Here is a 13,122-nt window from a genome sequence, read left to right as displayed (position 1 = left end):
CGGGGGTAATTTCGGACACGATCCATTGTAACGGATGGTCATGGACACCATCCCAGCCCCCGAGGTTCAAGCGTTTCGGTATGCTGGCAAAGTGTCTACCGCGTATTCCTGTCCAAAGCCATGTCTGCCCATGCCATTGCATTTCCCGTCACCTACACTCGCACACTGGCGCGGGAGTTGTCGCTGGACACACGCGGGCAGCAACTGTTGCTCAAGGGCACGCGCCTGAATCCGGATGATTTGGTGAAGCTCAATGGCAGCATCGACATGGACGCGCAGTGCCAGATTGTGCGCAACGCGCTGGAGTTGAGCAGCGACCCTGCCTTGGGTTTGAAATGGGGCACTAACCTGCACCTGGCTGCCCATGGCCCGTTGGGTGCGGTGATTGCAGCAGCCCCCAACCTGGCCTTGGCCTGGCGCGCCACGCGGGAGTTTCACGACATTCTCGGCGGGTTTGCCTCGCTGGACGGCGAAGTGCTGAGCGACGCCTTCGTGGTGAATGTGTCGGTGAACATGCCTGCATCGGATGTGACGCGTTTTTTTGTGGAAGCGGTGGTGTCCACCCTCATCAAGCACCTGGGCATGATCATTGGGCGTGCCGACCCCGCCTTGCGGATTGAATGGTCATACCCTGCGCCACCTTACGCAGACGTGTATCGCGGTTTGCTTCACGCACCCTGCGTATTCAAGGCGGCCCGCACACGCATTGTCATTCCGCCTGGCCTAGCCACACTGCCCAACCCCATGGCGGACCAAGACACCTATGAGTTGGCCCTGAACCGCTGTGAGCAGATCCGCTTGGCGCGTATGGCACCCAAGAAATGGTCGGCCCAGATTACCGACCTGCTGCAACGCAACCCTGGGCAAATCTGGAATTGCGAGGAAGTGGCCCAAAGTTTTCACATGTCGTCCCGAACCTTGATGCGGCATTTGCAGGACGAGGGCATTACCTATCAAGCGGTGCGCGATGCCGAATTGTTGCGCCAAGCCCGCCATGGGCTTGAAAACCCCTTGAACACCGTGGAGTCGGTGGCCCATGCGCTGGGTTACCAAGAGGCCTCCAATTTTCGGCGTGCCTTCAAGCGCTGGGTGGGTTTGTCACCCCAGCAGTACATCGAGAAACACCGCAAAGGCGGGTAAATTCCGCCAAGCTGTCGCAAATTACCCCCCTTGTTGTCGCCCTTGGCCCTGTGCACAAGGCGGGCCTGCCCGGATGATGGACGGTATTCACCCAACACACATCCAACAACAGGGAAGAGGGGCACATGGCCAACCGCTATTTCAATGAGACGCACGAAGAAGTGCGCCGCAACATTCGCCGCTTCGTGGACCGTCACGTCAAGCCGCACATCAACGAGTGGGAAGAGGCGGGCTCTTTCCCGCGTGAACTGTACCCCTTGGCGGGCGAAGCGGGCATTTTGGGCATCGGCTTCCCCGAGGCCTACGGCGGCACCTTTGAGGGCGATGTGTTCATGACCCTGGTGGCCACTGAAGAGCTGTTGCGCGCTGGGTCCGGTGGCTTGTTCAGCAGCTTGATGTCACTGGGCATCGGGTTGCCCCCGGTGGCCAAATGGGGCAGCCCGGCCCTGAAAGAGCGTGTGGTGCCCGCCGTGTTGCGCGGCGAAAAAATCATGGCGCTGGCGGTGACCGAGCCGGGCGGCGGTTCCGACGTGGCCAACCTGAAAACCCGTGCGGTGGACTGTGGTGACCACTACAAAGTCAGCGGCTCAAAAACCTACATCACCTCGGGTATTCGGGCCGATTACTATTCGGTGGCGGTGCGCACCGGTGGCGAAGGGTATGGCGGCGTCAGCCTGTTGCTGATGGAAAAAGGCATGCCCGGCTTCACCACAGGCCAGCCCCTGAAGAAAATGGGCTGGTGGTGCAGCGACACTGCAGAACTTTTTTTTGACGAGGTGGTGGTGCCCAAAAGCAACCTCATCGGTGTCGAAAACGCGGGTTTCCTGATGATCATGCAGAACTTCGAGGCCGAGCGCCTGGGCTTGGCGGTGTATTCCAACGTGCTCTCGGAACTGGCTTTCAACGAGGCCCTGGCCTACGCACAAGGCCGACACGCCTTTGGCAAGCCGATTGCCAAGCACCAAGTGATCAAACACAAACTGGCCGACATGGCCACGCGCCTTGAAGCCAGCCGTGAATTCACCTACAGCGTGGGTGCACGCATGCAGGCGGGTATTCCTTCCCTGAAGGAAGTGGCCATGGCCAAGAACTTTGCCACTGCCACGTCGGATTACATCACTTATGAAGCCGTACAGATTTTTGGAGGTATGGGGTACATGCGTGAATCGTTGGTGGAACGCCTGTACCGCGACAACCGCATCGCCTCCATTGGTGGCGGCACCTATGAAATCATGAACGAAATCATCAGCAAACAACTGGGACTGTGAGGACCACCCCCATGATCGCCAATTACCCACTGAGCTATTTGAAACTGCACTGGCCCAACATCCGTTCCATGGGGTGGGCCGCCCTGCGCAACGCCAACCCTGTGACACGCCCCAAGGCCTTGCCTGCACTGCCCTTGCACATGGAGTCGCGGGTGGACGCATTGCCCAACGGGCTGATTGATGACTACGCTGCATGGGCCGGTGCCCCCGCAAGCCGATACGCCAGCACGGTGCCCCTGCACCTGTGCAGCCAATGGGCCATGCCCATGCTGGCCGAACTGGGGCGCAATGCACCCTACAACCTGCTGAGCCTGTTGAACCAGGGCCTGCGCATGCAAGTGCACAGTGCCACGCCCCGCAATGAAGCCCTGCATTTGGTGGGCACCTTGATGGATGTGACCGAGGAGCCCGACCGCGTGCGCATTCACACCCGCATCGAGGCCTTCAGCGTGGATGGGCAACCACGGGTCACTTTGGACAGTTATTCGACCGTGCCGCGTGGCCGCCCGCAGAAAAAAGCAGCGCAGCCCAAGCGCAAGGAGCCCGAGTTCACAACCGTGGGGCACTGGAACGCCAGCGAAGACGACGGTTTGCGCTTTGCCATGCTGACCGGCGATTTCAACCCGATTCACACCCTGAAGGCGGTGGGCAAACGCACCCGCTTCAAGGGTTGCATTCTGCATGGCTTTGGCCAATTGGCCCGCAGCTTGGAAACCCTGCACAACGGGGGCCACTTCTTCAGCGACTTGGATGTGCGCTGGATCAAACCTTTACCCTTGCCCAGCAACAATTTGTCGGTGCAAGTGGCCAAAGTGGCTGACGCCGAGGGTTATCTGGCTTTGCGGGTGTTGTCCGAAGGGGCTGATGTTCACATGGTGGGGCGTTTCAAGCCCGCAGGTGATGACTCAGGCTCAGGCGATGAGCCCAAACCCAAACGCAGCCGGAGTAAACGCGCATGAAAAACCCCAATCAACCCGTGATTGTGGCGGGCCTGCGCACGCCATTTCTGGATTCTGGCGGTGCCTACGCCCCCTTGATGACGTATCAGCTGGCGGCTGAATCGCTCAGTGCCGTGGTTGAACGCACGGGTGTGGACACCGGAAGCATCGGGCTGGTGACCATGGGCACCGTGCTGCATGAAATTGAAACCTCGAACGTAGCGCGTGAAGCCATGCTGACCGCGGGACTGCCGGCCAACATTCCCGCCTACACCACCTCCATGGCAGGCTTGTCGGCCAGTGTGGGTTTTGCCAACCTGTGCGACATGATTGCGCTGGGGCGCATTCAAGCCGGCTTGGCCGGTGGGGTGGAGAGTTTTTCCGACATTCCCATTCGTTATGCACAGCCTGTACGCCGTGCGGCCATGAAGTTGCGGCAAGACAGTTCAGCCCGCAATGTGCTGTCCGTGTTGTCGGGTTTCCGCCCCAAAGATTTGTTGCCCGAAATGCCCAAGGGCACGGACTTCACCACCAAGATGACCATGGGCCAGTGCACGGAAAAGATGGTGCGCAAATTCAAGGTGAGCCGGGAAGCCTGCGATGACTTCACGGTGCGCAGCCACCGGCTGGCCATCGCCGCCCAGAAGGCGGGGTATTTCAACGACATGGTTTCTCCCGTGGTGCTGAAGCAGTCGGGCGTCACCGTCACCGATGACAACACCCCCCGCGCCTCATGCACGGCTGAGTCTGTGGCCCGCCTCAAGCCGATTTTTGACAGGCAGCAAGGAGTGGTCACCGCCGCTGGCTCATCCCGCTTTACCGATGGGTCGGCCGCCTTGCTGGTGATGAGTGCCCAGGCAGCCAAAGCCCAAGGCTTGGTGCCCATGGCTGAAGTGGTCGATTACCAGTTGGCTGCCGTCAATGACCTGAACAGCGAAATGCTGTTGGGCCCCGCCGTCAGCATTCCTGCCCTGCTAAAGCGCAATGGCTTGCGCATGTCCGACATTGATGTGTGGGAACTCCACGAAGCCTTTGCTGCTCAAATTCTCGTGAACCGGGCCTGCCTGGCCGACCCCCGTTATGCCGATGAATACCACGGGGGTGACGCACCCGGCGAGCTGCCGATTGACCGCCTGAACACCTGGGGGGGCTCATTGGCGCTGGGTAACCCGTTTGCAGCCACTGGCATTCGCTTGCTGACCACCGCTGCGCACCGCCTGAACCGGGAGTCAGGGCGTTGGGCTGTGGTGTCCAGTTGTGCAGGCGGTGGCTTGGGTGCTGCCATTCTGCTGAGAATTCCCGGCTGATTCACCACCCTGATTTGAACAATTCAAAAAACATCAAAACACAACACCTCGGAGACACACCATGAGCCCTACCCAGTCGCCCGCCCGCCCGCATTTTCCAACCCTGCTTCACTGCCTACAGCATTGGGCCAAAACCATGCCCAATCAGGTGTATTTCACCCAGCCCATGGCGCCGGGTGTGGTGGTGGACTTCACGTGGGCACAGGTGTATGACCAGGTGGCGCGCATGGCGTCTTACCTGCAGTCGTTGAACCTGCCACCGAAAAGCAACATCGCCATTCTGGGCAAGAACAGCGCGCATTGGATCATGGCTGACCTGGCCATCTGGATGGCCGACCATGTGTCCGTGCCCATCTACCCCACAGTCAACGCGGAAACGGCGGCTTATGTGCTGGAACACAGTGAAGCCAAGCTGTTGTTCATCGGAAAAATGGAAGAGTTGTGGCCCGTGGTGGAAAGCGGGATTCCGCGTGATCTGCCTGTGGTGACTTTGCCCTTGGGCCCAAGCCTTCAAGCGCCCGAGTGGAATGCGCAGGGGTGGGAGACTTTGGTGAGCGCCCATGCCCCCACCACCACCCCTGCCCAGCGCACGGAAGACGAGATGGCCACCATCATGTACACCTCGGGCAGCACCGGCAACCCCAAGGGCGTCATGGTGCGTTTCGGCGCGATGACCCGCTGCCTGCAAGGCACCGCAGAAATCTACGGCATTAACCCCACAGACCGCATGTTGTCTTATTTGCCCCTGGCCCATGCGGCTGAGCGTGCAGTGGTTGAAACAGGCTCCTTGTTCTTTGGTTTCCACGTGTACTTTTCACTGGGGCTGACCACTTTCATTGAAGACTTGCGCCGTGCGCGCCCCACGCTGTTCTTCTCGGTGCCCCGCTTGTGGACCAAGTTTTACAACGGCATCTGCGCGAAAATTTCACCCCGTGTTCAGGCGGTGCTGTTTCGCATTCCCATCCTGTCACGCATCATCAAAAAGAAAATTCTTCACCAATTGGGCTTGGGCGATGTGCGGTTGGCACTCAGTGGTTCGGCGCCCTTGTCCACCAAATTGATCGAGTGGTATCGCGGCCTGGGCCTTGAGTTGCTCGAAGGCTACGCGATGACGGAGAACTTTGCGTATTCCCATGGCAACCGCATCGGCATTGCGCGTGTGGGGTATGTGGGTGTGCCGTTCCCCGGCGTGGACTGCCGCATCGCCGAGAACGGGGAGGTGCAGGTGAAGTGCCCCACCATCATGATGGGCTATTACAAATTGCCCGAACTGACCGCAGAAACGTTCACCGACGATGGTTATCTGAAAACCGGCGACATGGGTGTGATCGACGAGATGGGCCGACTGAAGATCACTGGCCGCATCAAAGAACTGTTCAAAACCAGCAAAGGCAAATACGTGGCGCCGGTGCCCATTGAGAACCGCTTGATGGGACATGCCTTGATTGAAGCCGTGTGCGTGACAGGGCCTTCCTTGTCTCAACCCATCGGTTTTGTGATGTTGCCCCTGGAGGAGCACCAAGCAGTGGAGGCCAACCCGCATGAGAAAGAACGGGTGCGCGAGGAAATGGCAGCCTTGCTGGACAAAACCAACGCGGCGCTGGAGCCCCATGAGCAGCTCAGTGCGCTGATTGTGGTGAAGGACCTGTGGACCATGGACAACGGCTTCCTCACGCCCACCATGAAAATCAAGCGCAACATCATCGAAGCCCACTACCTGCCCAAGGTGGAGCAGTGGCTGGTGCAAAAACAGCCAGTGGTGTTTGAACTGTAAACCGGCACCCAAACCAACCCGCAACCCTGAGCCCATGCACACTTAATGACCAATCGGTCATTAAGTGCTTGCAGCGCTGTTTTTTCAGGCGTATAGTTTACTGGTAAATAGTAACCCAGTGAACAAATGCGAACCTACCCACCCCGTCTCGACTCCCTCATCACCAGCCTGAGCCGCGTCAGCGCGCGTCAGGAGAACTTCCCCTTTGACACCGTGTTGCTGAATCGCCTGATTCATCTGGCTCAGCGTCAACTGGAAGCGGAGTTGTCTCAAGTGCTGGCCCAAGAGGGTTTGCTGGTGTCTCACTGGATGGTGTTGGCCCTGCTGTTCGGCGGGGATGCTTTCAAGCGCCGCCCTCAGGAACTGTCCATGGCGATCGGCCAGTCCGGCCCCAACACCACCAAAACCACCACCTTTCTTATTGAGCGTGGCTGGGTACTTCGTGTTCCAGACCCCGACAACAAACGCAGTTGCTGGATGGTGTTGACTCCCGAGGGGCAGGCCTTGGTCAAGCGGCTCATGCCCGTCATTTGGGCCCGTTATGAAGCCAGCCTCAGCCCGCTGAGCCCCGCCGAGAAAAACACCATGATTGAACTGCTCTTGAAACTGTTTGCAGCAGGAAGTGAAGCACCATGAAACAACGACTCATTCCCCTTTTGTTGGCCAGCAGCCTTGCGGGTTGCGCGTTGCCGCCCAAGGCAGGCCCAACAGACCTGGACACCTTGCCCAACTGGGTTCAGACCCGAAATGCCCAGGCTGACAGCAGCCAGCCTGCCATCGAATTCACAGCCCAACGCTGGTGGGACAAGGTCAATGACCCAGCGCTCAGTGCATTGATTGAAGCGGCCCTGAAGGACAGCGCTGGTGCACGGGCCGCCGCAGCCAAAGCCGATGCGGCGCAGGCTCAACTTGGAATCCAACGGGCTGAGCAGTTACCGACGCTGGGTTTTCGGGGCGAGGCCAATCGGCAGGAACTGAGCAAAAACTACTACGTGCCCCCCCAGTTTGGCGGGGTGCCTTTGGACATTGGCCAAACCACCTTCAATGCAGGCTGGAACCTGGACCTGTGGGGCCAGCAACGCAAAGCCATTGAAGCGGCCATGGGCGAACTCAAGGCGAGCCGGGCCGAGCAGGCCATGGTGTCGCTTCAACTGTCCACACAGATTGCCAAGGCCTATGTGCAATTGCGTTACGCCAACACGGAGCTGGCCGAACTGGGGCAGATGGAGGCCCTTCGGGCTCAGATGGTGAGCCTGCAACAAACAAGGTTCGAGCTTGGGCTGGACAACGGCACAGGGCTTGACCAGGCGCAGGATGCCTTGGCCCAAACCCGGCAGTTGTTGGACCAAGCCAATGGCCTTCAGTCACGGTTGCTTGCAGCACTGGACAGCTTGGTTGGCGACCCCGCCATCACCAAAGCGGCGCTACAGAACCTCAAGCCCGGATTGCCCGAACCCCTGTTGAATTACAGCAGTAACCAACCCATCGCGCTGAGCCTGTTGACCCGTCGCCCAGACTTGCTCGGAGAACGGTTCCGCGTTGAAGCCGCCGCCGCCCAAGTGGATGCGCAGCGCCTCGCCTTGTTGCCCAACGTCAACCTGCAAGCCTACTTGGGCACGCAAGCCATTGGCTTTAACAAATTGAGCGATGTGGACAGCAAAGTGGCCTTGCTGGGTGGTGTGGTGCAGTTCCCCATCTTTGATGCCGGAAAAATCCGCTTTGCCACCGAGGCCAAACGGGCGCAGTTTCAGGCCTTGAAGGCGCACTACGAGGCCTCCATCACCAACGCAGCACAGGAGGTGATTACGGAAGTCATCACCCTTGAGCAATACAAGGCTGAGGCGCAGCGACAGGATTCCCGCACAGACAGCCTGAAGCGCCAGATGGAGCGCGCCCGTCAGCGGCGCGAACTGGGGTTGGACTCCGCCATGCCCGCCATCGAAAGCGAATTGGCTTGGCGTGCCCAAATTCTTCGAAACCTGGACCTTCAACTCAAAGCCTTGGGCAACCAGATTGACCTGGTCAACGCCTTGGGTGGCGGCTTCCAGATGAACAACATTCAAGGTGAACAATCATGACTCAAGAAAAATCCAGCCAACGCAAAAAAGCCATCGCTCTGTTTCTGGGTGCCGCACTGTTGGGTGTCGGTGCGTGGGAAGCCTACCACCTGGCCTTTGGGCGATACACCGAGGAAACCGACAACGCCTATGTGGCCGGTGACCAAGTGGTGGTGTCCGCACAGTTGGGCGGCAGCGTAACCCGGGTATTGGTTGATGACAATCAACCGGTGGCCGCTGGTGCACCCTTGGTGGAACTGGATGCCACGGACGCTCAACTGGCGCTGACCCAGGCAGAGGCGCAATTGGCTGAAACAGTCAGGGCTGTGCGCTCGCTGTACGACCAAGTGAACATCAACAAAGCCGGTGCGATGAGCCGGGAAGCCGACATTGCCCGTGCGGGTGACGATGTCAGCCGCTTGGAGGCAGAGAACGCCCGGGTTCAGCAGGACTTGTCGCGCCGCGAGGCTGCGTTCAAGCAAGGGGCTGTGTCTGCCGAGGAACTGGAACATGCACGCAGCAGTGCAACCCAGGTGGCCGCGCAACTGTCGTCGGCCAAAGCAGCGCTGAAGCAGGCCCAGGCCGGGTTGACTCAAGCCCGGGCCACATTGGACGCGGCCATGAACCAGACCCGTGACGTGAATGTGGCCAACCACCCCCGTGTACAGCAGGCTGCTGCCCAACTGCGCGTGGCCTATGTGAACCTTCAACGCACACACATTGAAGCCCCCGTTGGTGGGCAGGTTGCCAAACGCAGTGTGCAGCCCGGTGCGCGTGTGGCCGCCGGTGCACCGCTGCTGACCGTCATTCCGCTGGATGCGCTGTGGGTGGATGCCAACTTCAAGGAAAGCCAGTTGCAACGCCTGCGCGTGGGCCAACCCGTAACGCTGGAGGCGGATGTTTATGGCGGCTCCGTCGTCTACCACGGCAAAGTCGCTGGCCTGTCGGCTGGCACGGGCAGCGCGTTTTCCTTACTGCCTGCCCAAAATGCCACAGGCAACTGGATCAAGATTGTGCAACGCGTACCTGTGCGCATTGCCCTGGACCCAGCCGAGCTGCAAAAAGCCCCTCTGCGGGTGGGCCTGTCCATGCGGGTGGAAGTGGACACCCATGAGCAGAATGGGGCCCAAGTGGCTGCGGCTGGTGCGGTGAACCGCCAGACAGCCGTGTTTGACGAACAGTCGAAAAAAGCGGACGAGTTTGTACAAAGCCGCTTGAACAGGGAGCTTCGCGGATCATGAACCCACAACCATTGCCGGCCGGACAGCGCCTGTGGGCCACCCTGGCGCTGGGCATGGCCTCGTTCATGAATGTGCTGGACCTGACCATTGTCAACGTGTCCATCCCCAATATCTCAGGTGATCTGGGCGTGGCCCCCGGGCAGGGCACCTGGATCATCACCTCCTACGCGGTGGCCGAGGCCATCATGCTGCCCATGACGGGTTGGCTGGCTGGCCGCCTGGGGCAGGTGAAGTTGTTTGCCCTGAGCACTTTCATGTTCACCATGGCGTCTTTGCTGTGTGGCATGGCCCCGACCTTTGAAATTTTGCTCATGGCCCGTGTGCTGCAAGGTGTGTTTGGTGCAGCCATGATTCCCATGTCCCAGACCTTGATGTTGTCGGCCTATCCGCCCGAAAAAGCAGGGCTGGCCACGGGTATCTGGGCCATGACCACCGTGGCGGCGCCCATCATCGGCCCTTTGTCCGGTGGTTGGTTGACCGACAACCTCAGTTGGCATTGGGTGTTTCTGATCAACCTGCCTGTGGGTCTGTTGTGTCTGTTTCTGGTGATTCCGATTTTTCGCAAACGCGAAACACCGTTGCGAAAACTGCCGGTGGATTTGGTGGGGCTGGGTTTGCTGATTGTCGGTGTGGGTGCTTTGCAGATTATGCTGGACAAAGGCAACGAACTGGACTGGTTTGAAAGCCCCACCATTGTGGCCCTTGGTTTGGTGGCCATCGTGGGTTTGGGGGTGTTCATCATTTGGGAATGGTACGAAGACCACCCCTTGGTTGATCTCAAACTCTTCACGCGGCGAAACTTCGCAGTGGGCATGGTGTGCCTGTTCATCGGCACCATAGCCTTCTTTGGGTCGACCGTGGTGCTGCCCTTGTGGCTGCAAACTCAAATGGGCTACACGCCCACTTGGGCTGGACGAACCATGGCTTTGGGCGGTGTGTTGGCGGTGTTTTTGGGCCCGATTGTCGGGGCCAACATCGCCAAAGTGGATGCGCGTGCTGTGGCCAGTTTTGGTTTCACCATGTTTGCCATCTATGCCTTTGTGTGTGCGCGGTTCACACCCGATGTGACTTACGCCACGCTGGCCAGCACACGGTTGATCATGGGGGTTGGGGTGTCCTGCTTCTTCCTGCCCCTCATCACCATCAGCCTGTCGGGCATACCGCCAGAACGCATGGCGGGCGCGTCTGGTTTGAACAGCTTTGTGCGCAACATGGGGTCCAGCGTGGGTACTGCGGTCATCACTTCCCTGTGGGAACACAAAGCCACCGAACACCACGCCCGGTTGGTTGAAAACGTGAACACCGCTTCTGACTCAGCCATGAACTACCTAGGCACCTTGCAGGGCACCGGCATGAACATGGATGCAGCGCTGGCCACCACGGACCGTTTGATCAACCAACAGGCTTACCTGCTGTCGACCAATGCGGTGCTGTGCCTGTGCGGCATCATGATGTTGGTTTTGGTGTTACCCATCTGGTTGGCCAAAGGGCCATTCTCAAGGGTGGCAGCGGATCATTGATGGAGGGGCGGTCGAAGGCTCTGATCAGGCTGGGAGCCCGATCAGTTCCCGCGTTTCATCATCTCAAAGAACTCATTGTTGTTCTTGGTCTGACGAATCTTGTCCATGAGGAATTCCATCGCCGCAATCTCGTCCATGTCATGCAGCAAGCGGCGCAGCACCCAAATCTTCTGAAGCAGGTCTGGCTTGATGAGCAGTTCTTCGCGGCGTGTGGACGAACGGTTGATGTTGATGGCTGGGTATACCCGCTTCTCGGCCATGCGGCGCTCGAGGTGGATTTCCATGTTGCCCGTGCCCTTGAATTCTTCGTAAATCACCTCGTCCATGCGGGAACCGGTGTCCACCAAGGCAGTGGCGATGATGGTCAAAGAGCCGCCTTCTTCAATGTTGCGGGCAGCACCAAAGAAGCGCTTGGGGCGGTGCAGGGCGTTGGCGTCCACACCACCGGTCAACACTTTGCCGGAAGAGGGCACTACGGTGTTGTACGCACGGGCAAGGCGGGTGATGGAGTCCAGCAGAATCACCACGTCACGCTTGTGCTCAACCAAGCGCTTGGCCTTCTCAATCACCATTTCAGCCACTTGCACGTGGCGGGTGGCGGGTTCGTCGAAGGTGGAGGAGATCACTTCGCCACGCACTGAGCGTTGCATCTCGGTCACTTCCTCAGGCCGTTCGTCGATCAAGAGCACGATGAGGGTAATGTCGGGGTGGTTGGAGGTGATGGCGTGGGCCACGTGTTGCAGCATCACGGTTTTACCAGACTTGGGTGGGGCCACCAGCAGGCCACGCTGGCCCTTGCCGATGGGGGCCACCATGTCGATGATGCGGCCTGTGTTGTTTTCTTCACCGCGCATCTCGCGTTCCAGCTTCAGGGGCTGGTTCGGGTGCAGTGGTGTCAGGTTTTCAAACAGAATTTTGTGTTTGCTGGCCTCGGGCGGTTCACCGTTGACCTTGTCCACCTTCACCAGGGCGAAATAGCGCTCGCCATCTTTGGGGGTCCGTACCTCACCTTCAATGCTGTCACCAGTGTGCAGGTTGAAGCGGCGAATCTGGCTGGGGGAAATGTAAATGTCGTCCGGGCTGGCCAGGTAACTGGTCTCAGGGGAGCGAAGGAAACCGAAGCCATCGGGCAGCACTTCCAGCACGCCGTCTCCGAAAATCTGTTCGCCGTTTTTCGCACGTTTCTTGAGAATGGCGAACATCAGCTCCTGTTTGCGCAGGCGGTTGGCATTCTCAATTTCAAGCCCGGCCGCCATTTCAAGCAGTTGGGACACGTGCTGGGTTTTCAGTTCAGAAAGGTACATAGAGGTGTGCAGGTGAGGGTGGCGACAGCCACAGAGAATTCAGAGGACAACAGAACAGGGAGTAATTGCTGGTTTTTTTAGTCAGGCCCGGTTCGCTGCCGGGCCTGTTTGTACATTGTATTACAGTTGGCTGTCAATGAAAGCAGCCAATTGGGATTTGGACAAGGCCCCCACTTTGGTGGCTGCCACGGTGCCGTTCTTGAACAGCATCAAGGTGGGAATGCCACGGATGCCGTATTTGGCAGGCGTTGCGGAGTTTTCGTCCACGTTCATCTTGGCGATCTGCACTTTGCCGTTGTAGGTGCCAGCCAGTTCGTCCAGGATGGGGGCGATCATCTTGCAAGGGCCACACCATTCGGCCCAGTAATCAACCAGTACGGGACCTTGGGCGTTCAAAACTTCCGATTCAAAGGTGTCATCGCTGACGTGTTTGATCAGGTCACTGCTCATGGAAATAAGTCCTTTCTTCGGTGGATGCGACCCGCGGGGAAGGGGTGCCGGTCCGCTTTGGCGGTCAACGCGCGGGACCGAAATATTCCGGGTTAAGAAAATGCTACTCTGGATGTTACAGCG

11 protein-coding genes are annotated in these 13,122 nt (G+C 58.8%); 9 read left to right on the top strand and 2 right to left on the bottom strand.

The genetic code is table 11. The features are described from left to right. The first annotated feature begins 120 nt into the window (after nucleotides 1-120). From ACK4FF_RS07630 to ACK4FF_RS07590, 9 genes are all read left to right on the top strand, one after another. Nucleotides 121-1,140, top strand: a complete 1,020-nt coding sequence (locus tag ACK4FF_RS07630; protein ID WP_409706892.1) for an AraC family transcriptional regulator ligand-binding domain-containing protein — start codon at nucleotides 121-123, stop codon at nucleotides 1,138-1,140. Between the two features lie 125 nt (nucleotides 1,141-1,265). Continuing rightward, nucleotides 1,266-2,408, top strand: coding sequence for an acyl-CoA dehydrogenase family protein (locus ACK4FF_RS07625; RefSeq protein ID WP_409706888.1), 1,143 nt, complete (start codon nucleotides 1,266-1,268; stop codon nucleotides 2,406-2,408). Between the two features lie 11 nt (nucleotides 2,409-2,419). Beyond that, a complete protein-coding gene (locus ACK4FF_RS07620; RefSeq protein WP_409706885.1) occupies nucleotides 2,420-3,367 on the top strand; it encodes a MaoC/PaaZ C-terminal domain-containing protein in 948 nt (315 codons plus the stop codon). Next, nucleotides 3,364-4,653 carry a thiolase family protein gene (locus ACK4FF_RS07615; RefSeq protein ID WP_409706882.1) on the top strand — a complete coding sequence of 430 codons (1,290 nt, stop codon included), beginning with the start codon at nucleotides 3,364-3,366 and terminating at the stop codon, nucleotides 4,651-4,653. Before ACK4FF_RS07620 ends, ACK4FF_RS07615 begins: the two co-directional genes overlap by 4 nt. A 61-nt stretch (nucleotides 4,654-4,714) precedes the next feature. Then, entirely contained in the window at nucleotides 4,715-6,427 is a 1,713-nt protein-coding gene (locus tag ACK4FF_RS07610; RefSeq protein WP_409706879.1) for an AMP-binding protein, read from the top strand. A gap of 126 nt (nucleotides 6,428-6,553) precedes the next feature. After that, the gene (locus ACK4FF_RS07605) at nucleotides 6,554-7,063 is read left to right on the top strand and encodes a MarR family winged helix-turn-helix transcriptional regulator (RefSeq protein ID WP_409706876.1); all 510 of its coding nucleotides are present in this window, start codon (nucleotides 6,554-6,556) and stop codon (nucleotides 7,061-7,063) included. Then, the gene (locus ACK4FF_RS07600; protein WP_409706873.1) at nucleotides 7,060-8,505 is read left to right on the top strand and encodes an efflux transporter outer membrane subunit; all 1,446 of its coding nucleotides are present in this window, start codon (nucleotides 7,060-7,062) and stop codon (nucleotides 8,503-8,505) included. The genes ACK4FF_RS07605 and ACK4FF_RS07600 overlap by 4 nt, the downstream gene beginning before the upstream one ends. Further along, a complete protein-coding gene (locus ACK4FF_RS07595; RefSeq protein WP_409706870.1) occupies nucleotides 8,502-9,725 on the top strand; it encodes an HlyD family efflux transporter periplasmic adaptor subunit in 1,224 nt (407 codons plus the stop codon). The genes ACK4FF_RS07600 and ACK4FF_RS07595 overlap by 4 nt, the downstream gene beginning before the upstream one ends. After that, a complete protein-coding gene (locus ACK4FF_RS07590; RefSeq protein WP_409706867.1) occupies nucleotides 9,722-11,245 on the top strand; it encodes a DHA2 family efflux MFS transporter permease subunit in 1,524 nt (507 codons plus the stop codon). Before ACK4FF_RS07595 ends, ACK4FF_RS07590 begins: the two co-directional genes overlap by 4 nt. 41 nt (nucleotides 11,246-11,286) lie before the next feature. On the opposite strand, the gene rho is transcribed toward ACK4FF_RS07590, so the two are convergent. Together rho and trxA are read right to left on the bottom strand one after the other, a co-directional pair. Beyond that, nucleotides 11,287-12,549, bottom strand: a complete 1,263-nt coding sequence (gene rho, locus ACK4FF_RS07585; RefSeq protein ID WP_409706864.1) for a transcription termination factor Rho — start codon at nucleotides 12,547-12,549, stop codon at nucleotides 11,287-11,289. Nucleotides 12,550-12,669: 120 nt separating this feature from the next. Next, a complete protein-coding gene (gene trxA, locus ACK4FF_RS07580; RefSeq protein ID WP_409706861.1) occupies nucleotides 12,670-12,999 on the bottom strand; it encodes a thioredoxin TrxA in 330 nt (109 codons plus the stop codon). Nucleotides 13,000-13,122 lie beyond the last annotated feature (123 nt).

This window comes from Limnobacter sp. (assembly GCF_046297615.1).
GTDB lineage: Bacteria > Pseudomonadota > Gammaproteobacteria > Burkholderiales > Burkholderiaceae_B > Limnobacter.
This window is presented reverse-complemented; position numbering and strand designations above follow the sequence as displayed.

What these genes read in the sequence shown, in the direction of transcription:
- ACK4FF_RS07590 (WP_409706867.1), top strand. Translation starts at nt 9,722, where the DNA reads ATGAACCCACAACCATTGCCGGCCGGACAGCGCCTGTGGGCCACCCTG.
- rho (WP_409706864.1), bottom strand. Translation starts at nt 12,549, where the DNA reads ATGTACCTTTCTGAACTGAAAACCCAGCACGTGTCCCAACTGCTTGAA.
- ACK4FF_RS07630 (WP_409706892.1), top strand. Translation starts at nt 121, where the DNA reads ATGTCTGCCCATGCCATTGCATTTCCCGTCACCTACACTCGCACACTG.
- trxA (WP_409706861.1), bottom strand. Translation starts at nt 12,999, where the DNA reads ATGAGCAGTGACCTGATCAAACACGTCAGCGATGACACCTTTGAATCG.
- ACK4FF_RS07625 (WP_409706888.1), top strand. Translation starts at nt 1,266, where the DNA reads ATGGCCAACCGCTATTTCAATGAGACGCACGAAGAAGTGCGCCGCAAC.
- ACK4FF_RS07605 (WP_409706876.1), top strand. Translation starts at nt 6,554, where the DNA reads ATGCGAACCTACCCACCCCGTCTCGACTCCCTCATCACCAGCCTGAGC.
- ACK4FF_RS07620 (WP_409706885.1), top strand. Translation starts at nt 2,420, where the DNA reads ATGATCGCCAATTACCCACTGAGCTATTTGAAACTGCACTGGCCCAAC.
- ACK4FF_RS07610 (WP_409706879.1), top strand. Translation starts at nt 4,715, where the DNA reads ATGAGCCCTACCCAGTCGCCCGCCCGCCCGCATTTTCCAACCCTGCTT.
- ACK4FF_RS07595 (WP_409706870.1), top strand. Translation starts at nt 8,502, where the DNA reads ATGACTCAAGAAAAATCCAGCCAACGCAAAAAAGCCATCGCTCTGTTT.
- ACK4FF_RS07615 (WP_409706882.1), top strand. Translation starts at nt 3,364, where the DNA reads ATGAAAAACCCCAATCAACCCGTGATTGTGGCGGGCCTGCGCACGCCA.
- ACK4FF_RS07600 (WP_409706873.1), top strand. Translation starts at nt 7,060, where the DNA reads ATGAAACAACGACTCATTCCCCTTTTGTTGGCCAGCAGCCTTGCGGGT.